The organism is Streptomyces sp. NPDC013455 (assembly GCF_040632975.1).
GTDB lineage: Bacteria > Actinomycetota > Actinomycetes > Streptomycetales > Streptomycetaceae > Streptomyces.
The window spans coordinates 24,161-42,173 of sequence record NZ_JBEYCX010000034.1 but is presented as its reverse complement, the minus strand read 5'-3'; the positions used below and the strand labels follow the sequence as shown (position 1 = coordinate 42,173).

The following is an 18,013-nucleotide window of genomic DNA, read 5'->3' as shown; positions in this document are numbered from 1 at the left end:
CTTCGGTGTTCTTGTGTTCTGTTGTGTGGGGGGCGGGGGGCGCTCGCCGCCGCCGGCGGCGGCGAGCGCCCGTCCGCGTCACGCCAGCTCCTTCCCGCGCGTCTCCGGCAGCCCGAGCAGCGCCAGCGCGGCGAGGCCGTAGCCGACCGCGCCGAAGACCAGTGCCCCGCCCACGCCCCAGCTGTCCGCGAGGAAGCCCACCAGGGTGGGGAAGACCGCGCCCACCGCGCGGCCCGTGTTGTAGGTGAAGCCCTGCCCGGTGCCGCGCACCGCCGTCGGGTACAGCTCGCTCAGGTAGGAGCCGAAGCCGCTGAAGATCGCCGACATGCAGAAGCCGAGCGGGAAACCGAGCACCAGCAGCAGGGTGTCGGCGCCGTGCGGGATGTTCGCGTACGCCAGGATGCACACCGCCGACAGCGCCGCGAACAGCCAGATGTTGGCGCGCCGGCCGAGCCGGTCGGTCAGGTGCCCGCCGGTCAGGTAGCCGAGGAAGGCACCGCAGATCAGGAAGGTCAGATAGCCGCCGGTGCCCACGACGGACAGGCCGCGCTCCGACTTCAGGTACGTCGGCACCCAGGTCGCCAGCGTGTAGTAGCCGCCCTGTACGCCCGTGGACAGCAGACCCGCGAAGACCGTGGTGCGCAGCAGGCCCGGGGCGCCGTCCCGGCCCGGCCGGAAGATGGCCGCGAAGGAGCCCCGCTCCCCGGCCTGTTCGCGGGCCGCCGTCGCCGTGGGGGCGTCGTGCACCCGGCGGCGCAGCCACACCACGAGCAGCGCGGGCAGCGCGCCGGTCCAGAACATCACCCGCCAGGCCAGGTCCTCGCCGACGAAGGAGAAGACCAGCGTGTAGACGAGCGCCGCCAGCGCCCAGCCGACGGCCCAGGAACTCTGGACGGCGCCGAGCGTACGACCCCGGTGGCGCGCGCTCGCGTACTCGGCGACCAGGATCGCGCCGACCGCCCACTCACCGCCGAAACCCAGCCCCTGGAGGGCCCGGAAGACCAGCAGCGTCTCGTAGTCGGGCGCGAAGCCGCACGCCACGGTGAACACGGCGTAGGTGATCACCGTGATCATCAGGGCCCGGACCCGGCCCACCCGGTCCGCGATCACACCCGCCGCCGCGCCGCCGACCGCCGAGACCACGAGGGTGACGGTGGTGAACAGCCCCGTCTGGCCGCTGTCCAGGCCGAAGTACGCCGCGAGCGCCACCATGCTCAGCGGCAGGGTGAAGTAGTCGTACGCATCCAGGGCGTACCCGCCGAAGGCGCCGGCGAACGCGCGCCGGCCGCCCGGGCCGAGGGCGCGCAGCCAGCCGAAGGGGCCGTCCTCGGCGGCGCGTTCGGTGCGCGCCCGCCGTACGCCGGAGGGGGGTGCGGACCGGGGCGGGGGAGTCGTGCTCATGGGCACCTCGCAGGAAGGGGACGGAGGGTGCGGGGAAGTGAGCCGTGCGGAGCACCGTAGAGGATCGTTCAACGATCCTTCAATACCCACGTTGATTGGTCCCGGTGTCTGCGATTGAATTCCGGGCATGGCAGAGCAGCTGACGGGACTGGCCGGCGATCGTGTCCTCCTGGGCCGTACGAGCACCGCGGAACGGGTCGCGGACATCCTCAGGAGCCGCATCTCCGAGGGCTACTTCCCGCCCGGCACCCGCCTGTCGGAGGACAGCATCGGCGGCGCGCTCGGCGTCTCCCGCAACACCCTGCGCGAGGCGTTCCGGCTGCTCACCCACGAGCGCCTGCTGATCCACGAGCTCAACCGCGGCGTGTTCGTCCGGGTCCTCACCGTCGAGGACGTGGAGGACATCTACCGCACCCGCTCCCTCGTCGAGTGCGCCGTCGTGCGCGGCCTGGGCGAGCCGCCCTACCGGCTGGGCGGGCTGATCTCGGCGGTCGAGGAAGGGCGGACGGCCGCCGCGGAGAACGACTGGAAGGGGCTGGGCACGGCCAACATCCACTTCCACCGGGAACTGGTCGCCCTGGCCGGCAGCGAACGCACCGACGAGCTGATGCGCAGCGTCTTCGCCGAGCTCCGCCTGGCCTTCCACGTCGCGGACGACCCGCGCGCCCTGCACGAGCCGTACCTCGCCCGCAACGGCCAGATCCTGGCGGCCCTCCAGGCCGGCAACCGGCGCGGCGCGGAACGGCTGCTGGAGACGTATCTCGCCGACTCGCTCCAGCGGGTCGTCGAGGTGTACCGGCGACGGGTCGGCGAGGACGCGGCCAGGTCCTCTTGAGCTTCTGTGACGGCCGTCGCTTCCGGGCCGTTTGGGCTGATGTCAGCACCAGGACCTAGTCTGTGCACCGTGACTTCGCCTGCACCGACGGACAGCGTTCCGCCCCAGCTCAGCGCGGCGCCGCGCCCGGCTCCGGGTCCGGCCGCCGACGAGGGGCTGGCGCGCCGGCTGCGCGCGCTCGCCTGCACCGCGCCGCTGCACGACCTGGACGCCCGCAAGGCCAACCTGGCGGGCGAGTACTCGGTGTACGGGATGGCCGAGGTGGCGCTGGCCGCCATCGACCTGGTCACGCTGAACATGGACTTCGACACGGGCGCGGACCACGAGCAGATCGTGGCCCGGCTCGTCCCGCGCATCGCCGCCCAGGCCCCGCACCGGCCCGCCGCCGAGCACGAGCGCGTGGCCCGCTGGGTCCTGGAGAACCTGATCAACGTCGGCAGCGTCGACCGCGGCTTCCGCGCCGTCTACGGCACCTTCGCGGCGGACGGCACGTACGTCCGGCGCGACTACGACTTCAAGCTGATCGAGGAGGTCCCGGGCCCCGGCGGCACGGTGTACCTGCGCACGACCGACGAGGCGGTCAACGTCCTGGTCGGCGCCCTCGACACCGACGTCACCAGCGCCCAGATCGCCGCCGAGGTCAAACTGGAGGTGCTGATCAACCGCGGCCGGCTCGCCGACGCCCAGCTCGCCGCCGAGCAGGCCCGCTACCGCACGGTGCAGTACTCCGAGACCCTCCGCCGGGCCCTGGAGGCCACCCGGCGCAACGTCCGCGCGGTCGACTGGCTCAACGCCGTCCCCGACATGATCGCCGAGGCTCTGGACCACGTGGCCGAGCGCTACCGCCACGAGAACGCCATCCTGACCAACATCCGCAAGGCCCGCGACGAGACCGAGGACCACGAGCACAAGCGCCGCGCCGCCGAACTCGTCGACATCGTCAAGGACTGCATCCGCCGGCACACCCAGCTCCAGTCGCGCCTGCTGGAGGCCGGCCCGCTGTTCCGCGCGGAACAGGACCGGCAGGCCTTCGCCACGCCCACGGCGGCCTCCGGGACGGACCTCTACGGGCACCTCCTCGCCCCGGTCCTGCCGCTGCCCCTGGAGCAGGCGATCCGGGTCACGGACGCGTTCTTCGCCCAGGGCACGGGCCTGCGTACACCGGTGTCCGTGCGGGTCGGCGACCTCGTCGACATACTGCTGACGCCGCCGGTGGAGCGCGAGCACCTCGGCGCGGAGATGCCCGAGCCCGACCTGATCGCGACGCCGGACGACAGCCGGTTCAGCGAGGAGCAGCTGGCCGCCGCGACGGAGCTGCTGGACCTGCCGGCGGACGCGCCGCGCAGACTGTCGGGGCTGCTGGCCGAGGCCCGGCGCACCGGCGACCCCGATCTCGCCTACCTGGTCGCCCTGCTGGCGGTCCACGCGGCCAGCCCGGCCGTCGGCACCGCCTACCGGCAGGGCGAGGAGAAGCTGCTGTTCGCCGTGGACGACGGAACGGAGCTGGACGATCCCGAGTTCGGCGGGGCGGACCTGATCGTGGGGACCGCGCTGCTGGACGCCGCCGGGATGGCGGCGGACCGGACGGAAGCAGCATGAGTGAGCAAGAGCGCGACAAGGAGCCGAACCCGTGACCGAGCACGTCGAGTGGAGTGAGCCCGAGCCTGCCGCCGCGCCGGCGGGCTCCGCCGTCACCCCCGCCGACGCCGCCGACGCGGCGCGGCTCGTCGCCTTCGGACTCCAGCCGAAGCTGGCGCCCGCGCGTGACCAGGAGTACACCGAGCTGCTGCGCCGCTACCGCGACGAGCCGGCGTTCGCCCGGCTCGCGGACGCCGTCGCCGCCGGGCTCGGGCTCGTCGTGCTGGAGGTGTCCCCGCGCGCGGGCATGGCCGTGACCGCGGCCGAGGACTCGGTGTTCGCCGTCCGCATGGGCGACTACGCGCGTCGCACCACCGCCGACTCCGGCGACCGCTTCCTGCACGGCCTCGCCCATCTCGCCGCCGCCGCACTCGCGTTCCCGCGCCCGGAGGACCTCGCCGACGACTCCTACATCGGCCGGGTCACCGTCAACGGCGTCGACGCCTTCGTCCGGCAGGCCTGCCGCCGCCTGGAACAGCGCGCCGAGGAACAGGGCGAGAACACCGACCCGGCGACCGACGCGCCCGGCCTGGAGGCCGCCTGGCGGATCTGGTCCCGGCGCAGCGCCACCGGCGCCACCAAGGACGCCCGCCGGCCGGCCGCCTCCACCACCGGCATCGTGGCCAAGGCCCTGGCCTTCCTCACGGACTCGGGCTTCCTCCAGCGCACCGGCGACGACAACGGCGGCACGTACCGCACCACGGCCCGCTACCAGCTCCAGGTCCGCGACATGGCCGGCGGCGCCGCCATGGCCGAACTGCTCGGGCTGGGCATCGTCCCGGTCACCGACGGCACGGCCAGCCTGCTGCCCGCCGAGGACACCGACGACCTGGACCTGGTGGCCGACGCCGGGCTGCCGTTCCACTCCTGACACCGGCCGCCGCCGCGGCCCCGGAAAACCCGAACCACCGCACCTTTCACCAGACTTACGAGAGTCCGCCATGTACGAGCTGTCCCGGGTCCGCCTCTACTCCATCGGTCCCGCCGGTGCGCGCTACGCCGACACCGTGCTTGACCTGCGGGGTGTGGGCGAGCCCGTGCCCGACCCGGCGCCCACGCAGGCGGAGTTCTTCGCGGACGAGCCGTCCGGTCCGCCGCGCCGGCCGGCGCCCGCCGGCGTGCTCTTCCTGGAGAACGGCGGCGGCAAGTCCGTCCTGCTCAAGCTCATCTTCTCGGTGATGCTGCCGGGCCACCGCAACACCCTCGGCGGCGCCAGCTCCGGTGTGCTGCGCAAGTTCCTGCTCGCCGACGACTGCGGCCACGTGGCCCTGGAATGGCAGCACGTGCAGACCGGCGAGTGCGTGGTCGTCGGCAAGGTCAGCGAGTGGCGCGGCCGGCAGGTCTCCAGCGACCCGCGCAAGTTCGCCGAGGCGTGGTACTCCTTCCGGCCCGGCCCCGGCCTCAGCCTGGACAACCTCCCCGTCGCCGAGGCCACCGCCGTACGGCCGCCCGCCGAGGGCACCTCCGGCGCACAGGGCCGCCGCCGCACCATGAAGGGCTTCCGCGACGCCCTCATGGAGGCCGGCAAGGCATATCCGCACCTGGAGGTGCACTGGGAGGAGATCCACGACCGCTGGATCGAGCACCTGGGCGACCTCGGCCTCGACCCCGAACTCTTCCGCTACCAGCGGGAGATGAACGCCGACGAGGGCGAGGCGGCCGGCCTCTTCGCGGTCAAGAAGGACTCCGACTTCACCGACCTGCTGCTGCGCGCCGTCACCGACACCCGCGACACCGACGGCCTCGCCGACCTCGTCAGCGGCTTCGGCAACAAGCTCGGCCGCCGCGCCGAGCTGATCGCCGAACGGGACTTCACCGCCGGTTCCGTGGACCTGCTCGGGCGGATCGTGGAGGCCGCCGAGGCGCGCTCACGCGCGCGTGACGTGCACACCGGGGCCGAGCGCCGTACCCGCACGCTGGCCCGGCGGCTGTCCGCGCGGGCCGTGCGGGAGCGGGTCCGGGCCGCCGACCTGGCCCAGCGGGTCACCGCCGCCGCGTACGCCGTCACACACTCCGAGGGCGCTCGCGAGCGCAGCGCGCTGGTCGCCGCCGAACTGGCCTACCGGCACGCCTCCCTGGCGCTCGCCGCCGCCGAGAAGTCCGCCGCCGCGCAGAAGCGCGAGCTCGCCGACGCCCGCACCCTGCACTCCGCCTGGCAGGCCGCCGAGGCCGTACTGCGCCACCGCGCCGCCGCCGACCGCGTCACCCGCGTGTCCGCCGCCATCCAGGAGGCCGAACGGGACGCGGCGCCCGCGCTCGCCGCCCGCGCCAGGGCCGCCGTGGACCTCGTCCGGGCCCTGCATTCCGCCGCCGAGAGCGCCGAGGCCCTCGCCAACGAGGAGGAGGAGCGCTCCGCCGCCCTCCAGGAGGCGGGCGACTCCGCCCACCGGGACTCCACCGCCGCCGCCACCGAGGCGCAGCGCGCCCGCAGTGAGGCCGGGCACCTGCGCCAGCGGCTCGCCGAGGTCGAGCAGGAGACCGCCGAGGCGGTCCGCGCGGGCTGGCTGGACGACAGCGCCCCGGACGCCGACCCGGCGCGGGCCGCGCTCGCCGCCAGCGACGCCGAGAAGACCGCCGTGGCCGCCTGGGACGCGGCCCGCGAGGCCGCCCGCAAGGCCACCGAGCAGGCGCGCGAGACGGCCGCCGCCGAGTCCCGCGCGGAGCTGACGGCGGCCCGCGCGGCGGACGCGGCGACCGCCGCCGAACGCGCCTACGAGGCCGAGCGGCGCCTCGCCGAGTCCCTGGCCGCCGAGGAGAGGCTGGCGGAGCTGCTGAGCCTGCCGGGCGCTCCGGCGGCGGCACGCGTGGGCGTGCCCGGCCCCCGCACGGGAGCGGACGACGCACACGACACCCACGACACCCACGACACCGCCGACGCCCCCGGGAGCGGTCCCCGCACCGACGCCGGGGGCCCGCTCGGCCCCGCGGAACTCGACCGCTTCGCCGACGAGTTGCGCGAACTCCTGGACGACGCCGTGTCGAGGGCCGAACGGCACCTGTTCGACCTGCGCACGGCCGCCGCCGACGACGCCCGGATCCTCGGCGCCCTCGGCGACGGCGGACTGCTGCCGCCCGGCCCGGACGTCCTCGCCACCGTCGAGTTCCTCGGCGAGCACGGCATCCCGGCGCTGCCCGGCTGGCGCTACCTGGCGCAGGCCGTCGACCCCGCCGACCACGCGCGCGTGCTCGCCGCCCGCCCCGAACTGGTCGACGGCGTGATCATCACCGACCCGGACACGCACGCGCGTGCCCGCGAGGCGCTCGGTGACGCCGCCCTGCTGCCCCGCTCCGCCGTCGCCGTAGGCACCGCCGCCGCACTGCTCGCCCCGCCGCCGGCCGCGGGCGGCACCGCCGGCGACGTGTTCCTCGTACCGCCGAACCCGGCCATGCACGACGAGCACGCCGCCGACGAGGAGCGCCAGGCGCTGCGCGCCCGGGCCGCCGAGCGCGACGAGGAGATCCGCACCCTCGCCGCCCGCCTCGGCAAGGACCGGGAGCTGGCCGCACGACTCGCCTCCTGGCGCACCGGCTGCCCCGCCGGCCGCCTCACCGAACTGGCCAGGGCCGCTCAGGAGGCCCGCGCGTTCGCCGAGGAGGCCGAGGCCGAACTCGCCGAGGCTCGGACCGCGCGCGCGGAGGCCGACGAGGCCGCCGCCGAGGCCGCACAGGTCCGCGACGAGCGGCAGGAGGCCGCCCAGAAGGCCCGCCGCGCCGCAGACGCCCTGGCCGGCCTCGCCTTCCGGCTGCGCGAGCGCGCCGGCTGGCAGGCGAAACTGCGCGAACTCGCCGACGAGGCCGCCGAGTGCGAGGCCCGCGCCCAGGTCTGCCTGGAGCGCGCCCGCGCCGCCGACGAGGACCGGCGCGCCGCGCAGCGCGCCGCCGACGACGCCCGCCGCACCGCGCGCGCCCTGCGCGCCGAGCGCTCCGAGATCGCCGGCGCCCCCGACGACGTACCGGTCCAGGAGGAGACCTCCCCGAAGGCGTCCCTGCCCGCCCTGCGCGAGGCGTACCGGGCCGCGTCCCAGCTCTACGAGAAGGTCGGCGTCGGCGCCGACCTGCGCGCCGAGCAGGCCCGCGCGGAGAGCGACGAGAGCGCCGCCCGCGCCGAACTCGACCGGCTCAGCAACAAGGTCCGCACCCGCGCCGAGCAGCTGCTCGAGTCCCCCGACGGCTCCGACGGCCCCTCCCGGCAGGCCGCCGCCGCGCGCGCGGAGGAACTCGTCCAGCTGCTGGAGACCCGCGTGTCGACCGCGAGCGAGCAGCTCGGCCGGCTGCGCGGCGAGGCCGAGCGGCTCGCGCCCGAGGACGGTGAGGCGCACACCGAGCTGCCCGAGGAACTCGTCCCGCGCGACGCCGAGCACGCCCAGGGGCTGCTGCGCACCGCCACCGCCGAACTCGCCGCCCGCACCGAGGCGCTGGCCGGGGCCCGCGAGGCGCACGCGGAGCTGGTGGACGCCCACCGCGCCGCCGAGGACGCGGCCGGCGGCTTCGACGAGATCGCCGCCATGCTCCGCGACCTGCTGCGCGAACACGTCCCGGAGGAGGAGCAGGAGGAGCCCGAGCCCTACCCCGGCACGCTGGAGGAGGCCCGGCACTCCGCCGCCGAGGCCCGCCGTTCGCTGCGCGGCTGCGCCGCCGACCTGTCCGCCGCCGAGGCGGCCGTGCGCGAGGCGAGCGACGTCCTCGTCCGGCACGCCAACTCCACCCGCTACGAACACGTCCGCACCCCCGCCCGGCAGCAGATCCGCGAGCTGCCGGCCTCCGCGCTGCCCGAGCACGCCCAGAAGTGGGCGGACGCGTTCGCGCCCCGGCTGCGCGTCCTGACGGACGAACTGGCCCAGCTGGAGCGCAACCGCGACTCGATCGTGGACCGGCTGCGCGGTCTCGTGGAGTCGGCGCTGGCGACGCTCAGGTCCGCCCAGCGGCTCTCCCGGCTGCCCGAGGGGCTCGGCGAGTGGTCCGGCCAGGAGTTCCTGCGCATCCGCTTCGAGGAACCCGACCAGGCCACGCTCACCGAACGGCTCGGCGAGGTCGTCGACGAGGCCACGCGCGCGGCCGTCAAGAAGAACTCCGACCTGCGCCGGGACGGCATGTCCCTGCTGCTGCGCGGAGTCGCGGCCGCCCTCCAGCCGAAGGGCGTGGCCGTCGAGATCCTCAAGCCCGACGCGGTCCTGCGCGCCGAACGCGTCCCCGTCGGCCAGATGGGGGACGTGTTCTCCGGCGGCCAGCTGCTCACCGCGGCCATCGCCCTGTACTGCACGATGGCCGCCCTCCGCTCGAACGACCGGGGCCGGGACAAGCAGCGGCACGCCGGCACGCTGTTCCTGGACAACCCGATCGGCCGCGCCAACGCGACGTACCTGCTGGAGCTCCAGCGGGCCGTCTCCGACGCGCTGGGCGTTCAGCTGCTCTACACCACCGGCCTGTTCGACACCACCGCGCTGGCCGAGTTCCCGCTGGTCATCCGGTTGCGCAACGACGCCGACCTCCGGGCGGGCCTGAAGTACATCAGCGTGGAGGAACACCTGCGGCCCGGCCTTCCCCAGCCGCCCCGGGCCGGCGAGGCGGTGCACAGCGAGATCACGGCGACACGGATGTTCAAGAAGCCGGCGCCGAGCGCGTCGTAGGGCCGAGGCCGAGGGAACCGGGGGCCGTGTGAGGCCGGTGGCGCGGTTCCCCGTGCCCCGGTCTAGGCGTCCTCCTTCACGAGGTCCGCGCACTTCTCCCCGATCACCATCGTCGTGATGCACGGGTTGACGGCGGTCAGGTCCGGCATCACCGACCCGTCGGCGACCCGCAGCCCCTCGACCCCCTTGACCCGCAACCGCGCGTCGAGCGGGGCCGAGGGGTCGTCGTCCGCACCCATCCGCACCGTGCAGGACGGGTGGTAGACGGTGTTGTGGGTCCTGCGGATGTAGTCCACGAGTTCGTCGTCGGTCCGCACGTCCGGCCCCGGGGCCAGCTCCGCGCCCGCCCAGCCGCTCAGTGCCGGTTGCACGGCGATGCGGCGGGCCAGCCGCAGCCCGTACGTCATCACGCGCACGTCGTGCTCGTGCGTGAAGTACCGCGGGTCCACTCTCGGTTTGTCCCGGTGGTCCCGCGTCCGCAGCCGGACGGTGCCGCGCGACCTCGCCTTCGTCACGTTGGGCGTCAGGCAGAACGCGTTGTCCGAGGTCGGGTAGCCCCAGCGGGCGGTGTTCACGTCGAACGGCACCGACCCGTAGTGGAACATCAGGTCGGGCCGGTCCAGGCCGGGCTCGGTGTCGTAGAAGATGCCCGCCTCCCACCACTGGCTGGACGTGGTGGTCATCGGCTGCCGGGCCTCCCACATGATCACGCCCTCGGGGTGGTCCTGGAGGTTCTCGCCGACGCCCGGAGCGTCCACCACCACCTCGACGCCGACCTCGCGCAGGTGCCCCGCCGGGCCGATGCCGGACAGCATCAGCAGCTTCGGGGAGTCGATCGCACCGCAGGAGACGATGACCTCGCGCCGGGCCCGTACCGTGCGGGTGCGCACCAGGCCGGGGCCGACGTACTCGGCGCCCACGCACCGCCGCCCCTCCAGCAGCAGCCTCCTGGCCCGCACCCCGGTCCGCACGTCCAGGTTCGGGCGCTTGCCCAGCACCGGGTGGAGGTAGGCCACGGACGAGGACTGGCGGATGTTGTTCTCGTCGGAGTTGATCTGGAACCAGTTGGCCCCGCGCACCACCGTCGTACCGCTGTTGAACGGGACCGTCGGTATGCCGGCCTGCGCGCACGCCTCCAGCAGCGCCGCGCCGCACGGATCCCCGCCTTTCAGCGTGCGCAGTCTGACCGGGCCGGTGCGCCCGTGGTGGTCGCCGGGCGCGTCGTTGTTCTCCAGCCGCCGGTGGAGCGGGAACAGGTCGGCCGCGCTCCAGCCGGTGCAGCCGCGGGCCGCCCAGTCGTCCAGGTCCTCCGCGGGCGCCCAGAAGGCGATGCAGGAATTGTGCGACGAGCAGCCGCCCAGCACCTTCGCGCGCGCGTGCCGCAGGAACCCGTTCCCGTTGCGCTGCGGCTCCACCGGGTAGTCCCAGTCGTAACCGGACTCCAGCAGTCCCATCCAGCGCTCCAGCCTGAGGACGTCGTCGTCGCCGACGTCGCTGGGACCCGCCTCCAGTACGCACACCGTCACCGAGGGGTCCTCGGAGAGCCGGGCGGCCACGACGTTGCCCGCGGTGCCGCCGCCGACCACGACGTAGTCGAACTCCTCGAAGCTCATGCGATCTCCTGGTGAGAGGGCGGTCACGGGCGCGCTCACTCGGCCGTGGGGGCCGTCGGTGCCGTGCCGGGAGCGGTCGGCGTGGTCGCCGCGGCGTCCAGCCGGTGCTCGGCGAGCACGCCGGTGCGGTGGCGCTGGACGAACCAGTAGTAGGCGAAGCCGCCGCCCGCGATGACCGCGACGAAGAGGACCGCGCCCCAGCGCAGGTACCAGTGGTACGGCGCGGACGCGTTGTAGACCGAGGCGCGCGGCCAGATCAGGTTGACCGTCATGGCCGCGCCCCACACGACCGCGACGGTGTTGACGGGCAGACCCCAGCGGCCCAGCGAGAACCTGCCCCCGCCCGCGGGCCGCCACCTCCCGCGCAGCCGGGCCACCAGCATCGGCGCGGTGACGCCCAGATAGGCGAGGTAGATCATGACGATGCCGATGCTGGTGACGACCGTGAAGATCTGCGGCCGGCCAATGTTGACCACGAGGATCGCCAGCGCGAGCACACCGGTGACCACGGCCGGCAGCACGGGGGTGCGGAAGCGGGGGCTGACCCGGGCCATCAGGGAGGACGCCGGCAGGTTGGTGTCCCGGGCCATGGCGAAGGCCAGCCGGATCGCCGCCGTGTGCACGGCCAGCGCGCACACCGTGACCGCGATCAGCACGCACCAGAGCATCGCCTTGCCGGCCGTCGGGCCGAGCACGTCCAGCACGACATACTGGAGGCCGTCGGTGGACAGCTCGTCGCCCTTGAGGCTGGAGACGCTCATCAGGGCCAGCAGCAGGACGAGTCCGCCGAGGACGAAGGAGGCGACGACGGCGCGGATGATCGCGCGCGGGGCGTTGCGGGAGGGGTCCAGCGACTCCTCGCCGAGCGAGGCGGCGGTGTCGAAGCCGTACATGACGTAGGCGGACGCCAGCGAGGCCACCAGGAAGGCACCCGGGTACCCCGCGGAATGGCCCGATCCCGTGTGGTTCGTCTCCATGACGACGTGCGGGCCACGGGTGACGTGGACGGCGAACAGGACGATCAGTACAACGGTCGCGATCAACTCGATGAACACGCCCGCCGTGTTGATCGTGGCCATCAGCTTGACGCCGAACGCATTGACCAGCGTCGTGAACAGGATCAGCACGGCCGCCAGGACGACCGCGTTGGTCGCCACGTCGTCACGCCCGGTGCCGTCGCCCACGAACTGGAAGAACGACGAGATCTGCGGCAGCGTCAGCTGGTAGGCGAGCGCGACCGCCGAGACGGACACGATGGACGCGATCAGCATCATCCACCCGGCGAGCCAGCCGACATGCGGATTGCCGATCCGCTTCGACCAGTTGTAGACCGAACCGGCCACCGGGTGGCGGGCGGCCAGCTCGGCGAAGCACAGGGCCACCGCGAACTGGCCGGCGAACACCATCGGCCACGACCACCAGTAGGCCGGACCGCCGCTGCCGTAGCCGAAGTAGAACAACTGGAAGGTGCCGGTCAGGATCGAGATGTAGCTGATGCCGGCGGCGAAGGTGTGGAAACCGCCGAGGGTGCGCTTGAGTCCGGGCCTGTAGCCGAACTCGGCGAGTCCGGTGTCGTCGTGGTGGTGGGGGCCTGGCGGGTGCTCGGTGGCCGTCACGGCGGACTCCTCGGGGGCCTGGGGGACGGTGGCGGCCGGCCGCCACGCGCTGTCGGTGAAGAGGTCAGGCACCGGCGTGTCCCAGCCGGTCCAGCAGCCACGCGTGGAAGGCGCCGATGTGGTGCTCGCTGGGCACCAGCACCCCGCCCCGGCGGTACGCGCGCGAGGACATCGCCGGCTGGGTGCGCTCGCACGCCTCGAAGTCCTGGACGTTGACGCGGTGGAACAGCTCCACGGACTTCGACACGTCCGCGCCCGACGCCACCACCTCCGGCGCGTACAGCCAGTCGCACTCCACCACCGTGCGGTCCTCGGCCAGCGGGAACATGCGGTGCAGGATGACGTGGTCGGGGACGAGGCTGACGAACACGGTCGGCTTGACCGTGATGGCGTAGTAGCGGCGGTCCTGGCCGGCGGTCACCTCCGGGAGCCTGGCGAAGCCCTCGCCGCCGTCCACCGTGAAGCCCTTGATCCGCGCGCCGAACTCCGCGCCGTGGCCGACGTGGTACTGGGCCGCGTAACCGTCGGCGAACTCCGGGAGTACACGGGTCAGTTCGGGGTGGATGGTGGCGCAGTGGTAGCACTCCATGAAGTTCTCGACGATCAGCTTCCAGTTGGCCCGCACGTCGTAGGTGACGCGCCTGCCGAGCGCCAGCCGTTCGGTGCCGTAGTGCTCTATGGAGGCCGCGTCGCCGAGCCGTTCCACGGCCGCGTACATCACCGTGTCCTCGAAGGAGGGGGGCTCGTCGGCGAGGCACACCCAGGCGTAGCCCAGCCACTCGCGCAGGGCGACCTTGATCAACCCGTACTCGACCCGGTCGACATCGGGCATCTTGATCAGGTTCGGTGCGGCGATCAACGTGCCGTCAAGGTCGTAGGTCCACGCGTGGTACGGGCACCGGAGGCTGCGCCGCACCTCGCCCGCCCCCTCGGTGCACAGCCGCGCCCCGCGGTGCCGGCAGACGTTGAGGAAGGCGCGCAGCTCGCCGGCGCGGGTCCGGGTGACGACGACGCTCTCGCGGCCCACCTGGACGGTACGGAAGGCACCGGGCCGGCCCAGGTCGGCACCGCGGACGGCGCAGAACCACAGGGACTCGAAGACCTCCTCCTGCTCCTGCCGGAACAGCTCCGGGTCGGTGTAGTAGCGGCCCGGGAGTGTCGCGATGAGGCTCGGGGAAACCGGGCCGCCGGGGGCCGGAGTCGTCGTCACAGGTGCTCTCCTCGTCGCGTCGGGTCCGTCCCCGCGGGCCCGGCCTGCCGGCGGCCGTGCGCCCCCGCGGCCGGGGCGGGCGCGGCGGTGAGGCGGGCGGGGTCGAACAGGCCGATCGGGTGCGCGGTGGAGCCGGTCAGCGCCAGGTCGGCCAGGATCTCGCCGACGACCGGCACGAACTTGAAGCCGTGCCCGGAGAAACCGCAGGCCACGGTCACCGACTCCGGGTGCGCCGGGTGCCGGGCGATGACGAAGTGCTCGTCCGGGGTGTTGGAGTACATGCAGGTGGCGGCCTTGAGGAAGGTGCCCGGCAGGTCGGGGACGCAGCGGGACATGTGGTCCGCCATGGCCCGGACCTCGTCCTCGTGGACGGCCCGGTCGATGGTCTCCGGGGTCGTCACCCGGCCCTTGCGGAAGAAGGCGACCTTGGCGCCCAGAGCGGGGCCGTCGATGGCCGGGAAGCCGTAGACCTGGACGCCGGCCGCGTCCTCCCAGACGTAGATCGGATGGTTCTCGGGCCGGAACGGTGCGGTGCCGCCCTTCGGCTGGAACCAGTACATGACCTGCCGCTCGACCGTGATCGGCACGCCGAGGCCGGCGAGCAGCCCCGGCGCCCAGGCACCGGGGCAGACCACCAGCCGGCCGGCCGTGTAGGTGTCCTGCGCCGTGCGGACGCGCACCCCGTCCCGGTACGGCTCCCAGCGCAGCACCGGTTCCCCGAAGCGCAGCTCGGCGCCCTGCCGGGTGGCCAGCCGGAGGTGGGCGGCGACCATGTTCTCTGGCCGCACCAGGCCCGCCTTCGCCTCGTACAGGGCGACTTCGTCGTCGAACGGGTTGAGCGTGGGGAACCGGCGGCGGATCTCCTTCGCGTCCAGCATCTCGTGCGGCAGGTCCCACTCGACCGCCGAGCGCAGCGCGCCGGAGACGGTCCGCGACCCGGGCGGGCCGACCATCACACCGCCGCACAGGACGGCGATGTCGCCGCCGGTGGCCCGCTCCAGGTCCGCGTACAGCTCATAGGCGCGCAGCAGCAGGGGCACGTACGCGGGGTCCTCGAAGTACGACTGCCGGGTGATCCGCGAACCACCGTGGCTGGAGCCGCGGCTGTGCACCGGGCCGAACCTCTCCAGGCCGAGGACGCGGGCGCCGCGCGCCGACAGATGGTGCGCGGCGGCGCTGCCCATGCCGCCGAGACCGATGACGATGACGTCGTACGACGGTGACACGGGCGCCTCCTGAGGGTGTCTCGCCGATCAGGCCGGATCGGCGAGCGGTGTCTGGTGCCGTGCATCGCAAGGCGGGCGAGGGAGTCGGTGCGGAGCATCGGCGACCGACGACGACGCGGCGAGGCGCGGTGCCAGGCGCCGGGAGCCCGGGATGATCGCTGAGACACCTCCTAGCGGCGGATGCGGGTCATCTCCGGGTCGAACAGCGGCTCGTCGGCGACCGTCGCCGGGACCTTCTCGCCGAAGTACGCGATGTGCACGCCGGTACCGGTGGCGAGGCCGGCCGGCAGCCAGGCGTACGCGACACAACGGCCCAGCGTGTAGCCGTACGACGCGCTGGTCACGTAACCGGCCGGGGTGCCGTCGAGGTACACCGGCTCCTTGCCGAGGACCACGGCGGCGGGGTCGTCCAGGAGCAGCGGGGTGAGCCGCCGGGCGGGATCTCCCACGCGCCGCAGCGCCGCCCGGCCGACGAAGTCCTCCTTGTCCATGCGGACCGCGAAGCCGAGGCCCGCCTCGAAGGGGGTGTACTCGTCGGTCATGTCGGTGCCCCAGGCCCGGTACCCCTTCTCCAGCCGCAGGGAGTCGAGGGCGGACCGGCCCGCGGCGATGACGCCCAGCTCCCGCCCGGCCTCCCACAGCGTGTCCCAGAGCCTGAGGCCCAGGTCGGCGCTGGTGTACAGCTCCCAGCCCAGCTCGCCGACGTAGCTCAGGCGCATCGCGGTCACCGGGACGTGGCCCAGGTACGTCCGTTTCACCCGGAAGTAGCCGAAGCCCTCGTGGGAGAAGTCGTCGCCGGTCAGCGGCTGGACGAGGGCGCGGGCGAGGGGGCCCCAGACACCGATGCAGCAGGTGCCGGAGGTGATGTCCCGGACCTGGACGCCGGTCGGTGCGTGGCGCAGCAGCCGGTCCAGGTCGGCGGGGGAGTTGGCGCCGATCTGGAAGAGGTCGGGGGCGAGGCGGGCGACGGTGAGATCGGAGCGGATGCCCCCGGTCTCGTCCAGGAGCAGCGTGTAGGTGACCGCGCCGGGCTTTTTGCGCAGGTTGTTGCTGGTCATGCGGTCGAGGAAGGCCAGGGCGCCGGGGCCGGTCACCTCCAGGCGGCGCAGGGGGGTCATGTCGTACAGGGCGACTCTCTCCCGGGTGGTCCGCGCCTCGGCGGCGGCGACGGGGGACCAGTAGCGGGCCGACCAGGCATCGCGCGCGGGCAGGTCGAGGCCGAGGGTGTCCACGAGCGGCGCGTTCGCCTCGTACCAGTGCGGGCGCTCCCACCCGGTGCCCTCCAGGAAGAAGGCGCCGAGCTGCTGCTGACGGGCGTAGAACGGGCTGACCCGAAGCGGACGGGGCTGTTCCTTGGGCTGGAGAGGGTGCAGGACGTCGTACACCTCGACGAACTGCTGTGTACCGCGTTCATGGACGTACGCCGGTGAACGCTGCGCCTCCTCGAACCGCGTGTGATCGCACTCGTGCACGTCGACGGCCGGCCGCCCGTTCACCATCCACTCGGCCACCGCCTTCGCCGCCCCGGCGGAGTGGGTCACCCAGACCGCCTCGGCCAGCCAGAAGCCCCGCAGCCGCCGGGACTCGCCGAGCAGGGGCATGCCGTCCGGTGTGAAGGCGAACACCCCGTTGAAACCGGTCTCGATGCCGGACTCCCGCAGCGCGGGCAGCAGCCGCCGGCACTCCTCCCAGCTCGGCGCCCAGTCCTCGGCGGTGAACGGGTACGAGGACGGCATCTCCATGTCCCGGGCGCGCGCCTCGTCGTACGCCAGGACCGCGAACGGATCCACCGGCATCGGCCGGTGCGCGTACGAGCCGATCCCGATGCGGTCGGCGTGCTCCCGGAAGTACAGGTCACGGTCCTGGAAGCGGAGGATCGGCCGCGCGGCCCCGGCCGTGGCACCGCTCCGCCCGGGCAGTGGCCCGGTCTTCGCGTACTGGTGCGCGAGGGGCTGGAGCGGTACGTCGACACCGGCCATGCAGCCGATGACGGGCCCCCAGAACCCGGCCGCCGAGACGACGTGGTCGGCCGGGAAGACGCCCCGGTCGGTGACGACCGCGGTGACCCGGCCGTCCTCCCGCTCGATGCCGGTGACCGTGTGCCGGTCCAGGAAGCGGGCACCGCGGGCGACGGCCCGGTCCGCCTGGACGCGGCAGGCGAGCAGGGCCCGGGCCAGGCCGTCGTCCGGGGTGTGGAAGCCGCCGAGGACCACCGACTCGTCCAGCAGCGGCCAGAGTTCCTTGCACCGTGCCGTGCTCACGACCTCACCGCGGATGCCCCAGGAGGCCGCGTACCCGGCCCTGCGGTGCAGATCGGCCAGGCGCTCGGGAGTGGTCGCCACCTCGAGGCCGCCGACCTGCTCGAAGCAGGGGACGCCGTCGGCCTCCAGGGAGCGGAACTTCTCGATCGTGTACGCGGCGAACTGCGCGAGGGTCTTCGACGGGCTGGTGCGGAAGACGAGCCCGGGAGCGTGCGAGGTGGAGCCGCCGGGGGCGGGCAGCGGGCCCTGTTCCAGGACGGTCACGTCGCTCCAGCCGCGTGCGGTCAGCTCGTCGGCAAGCGAGCATCCGACGATGCCGGCGCCGATGACGACGACGCGGGGTACGGGGGAGCGGCTGCCGGGCGGGCGGCGGCGGTGCTCGGGGGAGCGGCTGCCGGGCGGGCGGCGGCGGTGCTCGGGGGAGCGGAGGTCGGCGGGCGGTGTGCCGGGGTGGTCCTCCGGGGTGCTGGACATGCCCCTCCTCGTGGTGGCGGGGATGGCGGGTGCGGGGCGTCCCCCTCGGGCCGGGACAGCACCTCACCGCGGTGCGTCTCGCCGAACCCCGCGGTGCCAGGGGCTGGGCGGC

General features: G+C 73.8%; 10 protein-coding genes. 4 read left to right on the top strand and 6 right to left on the bottom strand.

Going from position 1 to position 18,013, the window contains the following annotated elements; genetic code table 11:
• Window positions 1-78: 78 nt before the first annotated feature.
• Window positions 79-1,401 carry an MFS transporter gene (locus ABZ576_RS33005; RefSeq protein WP_360749338.1) on the bottom strand — a complete coding sequence of 441 codons (1,323 nt, stop codon included), beginning with the start codon at window positions 1,399-1,401 and terminating at the stop codon, window positions 79-81.
• A 127-nt stretch (window positions 1,402-1,528) separates the two neighbouring features.
• On the opposite strand from ABZ576_RS33005, the gene ABZ576_RS33000 reads away from it, so the two are divergent.
• From ABZ576_RS33000 to ABZ576_RS32985, 4 genes are all read left to right on the top strand, one after another.
• Entirely contained in the window at window positions 1,529-2,236 is a 708-nt protein-coding gene (locus ABZ576_RS33000; RefSeq protein WP_360749335.1) for a GntR family transcriptional regulator, read from the top strand.
• A 69-nt stretch (window positions 2,237-2,305) separates the two neighbouring features.
• A complete protein-coding gene (locus ABZ576_RS32995; protein WP_360749332.1) occupies window positions 2,306-3,835 on the top strand; it encodes a hypothetical protein in 1,530 nt (509 codons plus the stop codon).
• Window positions 3,836-3,866: 31 nt separating this feature from the next.
• Window positions 3,867-4,745, top strand: a complete 879-nt coding sequence (locus ABZ576_RS32990) for a hypothetical protein (protein WP_360749329.1) — start codon at window positions 3,867-3,869, stop codon at window positions 4,743-4,745.
• Between the two features lie 70 nt (window positions 4,746-4,815).
• Window positions 4,816-9,501 carry a hypothetical protein gene (locus ABZ576_RS32985; RefSeq protein WP_360749326.1) on the top strand — a complete coding sequence of 1,562 codons (4,686 nt, stop codon included), beginning with the start codon at window positions 4,816-4,818 and terminating at the stop codon, window positions 9,499-9,501.
• Window positions 9,502-9,563: 62 nt separating this feature from the next.
• On the opposite strand, the gene ABZ576_RS32980 is transcribed toward ABZ576_RS32985, so the two are convergent.
• From ABZ576_RS32980 to ABZ576_RS32960, 5 genes are all read right to left on the bottom strand, one after another.
• The gene (locus ABZ576_RS32980; RefSeq protein WP_360749324.1) at window positions 9,564-11,114 is read right to left on the bottom strand and encodes a GMC oxidoreductase; all 1,551 of its coding nucleotides are present in this window, start codon (window positions 11,112-11,114) and stop codon (window positions 9,564-9,566) included.
• Window positions 11,115-11,149: 35 nt separating this feature from the next.
• Window positions 11,150-12,730: an amino acid permease gene (locus ABZ576_RS32975; protein WP_360749342.1), complete on the bottom strand. Its 1,581-nt coding sequence runs from the start codon at window positions 12,728-12,730 to the stop codon at window positions 11,150-11,152.
• A 64-nt stretch (window positions 12,731-12,794) separates the two neighbouring features.
• Entirely contained in the window at window positions 12,795-13,940 is a 1,146-nt protein-coding gene (locus tag ABZ576_RS32970) for an aromatic ring-hydroxylating dioxygenase subunit alpha (protein ID WP_360749322.1), read from the bottom strand.
• A complete protein-coding gene (gene solA, locus ABZ576_RS32965) occupies window positions 13,937-15,166 on the bottom strand; it encodes an N-methyl-L-tryptophan oxidase (protein ID WP_360749319.1) in 1,230 nt (409 codons plus the stop codon). The genes ABZ576_RS32970 and solA overlap by 4 nt, the downstream gene beginning before the upstream one ends.
• 170 nt (window positions 15,167-15,336) lie before the next feature.
• Window positions 15,337-17,901, bottom strand: a complete 2,565-nt coding sequence (locus tag ABZ576_RS32960; protein WP_360749316.1) for an FAD-dependent oxidoreductase — start codon at window positions 17,899-17,901, stop codon at window positions 15,337-15,339.
• Between the last annotated feature and the right edge of the window lie 112 nt (window positions 17,902-18,013).

What these genes read in the sequence shown, in the direction of transcription:
- ABZ576_RS33005 (WP_360749338.1), bottom strand. Translation starts at nt 1,401, where the DNA reads ATGAGCACGACTCCCCCGCCCCGGTCCGCACCCCCCTCCGGCGTACGG.
- ABZ576_RS33000 (WP_360749335.1), top strand. Translation starts at nt 1,529, where the DNA reads ATGGCAGAGCAGCTGACGGGACTGGCCGGCGATCGTGTCCTCCTGGGC.
- ABZ576_RS32985 (WP_360749326.1), top strand. Translation starts at nt 4,816, where the DNA reads ATGTACGAGCTGTCCCGGGTCCGCCTCTACTCCATCGGTCCCGCCGGT.
- ABZ576_RS32980 (WP_360749324.1), bottom strand. Translation starts at nt 11,114, where the DNA reads ATGAGCTTCGAGGAGTTCGACTACGTCGTGGTCGGCGGCGGCACCGCG.
- ABZ576_RS32960 (WP_360749316.1), bottom strand. Translation starts at nt 17,901, where the DNA reads ATGTCCAGCACCCCGGAGGACCACCCCGGCACACCGCCCGCCGACCTC.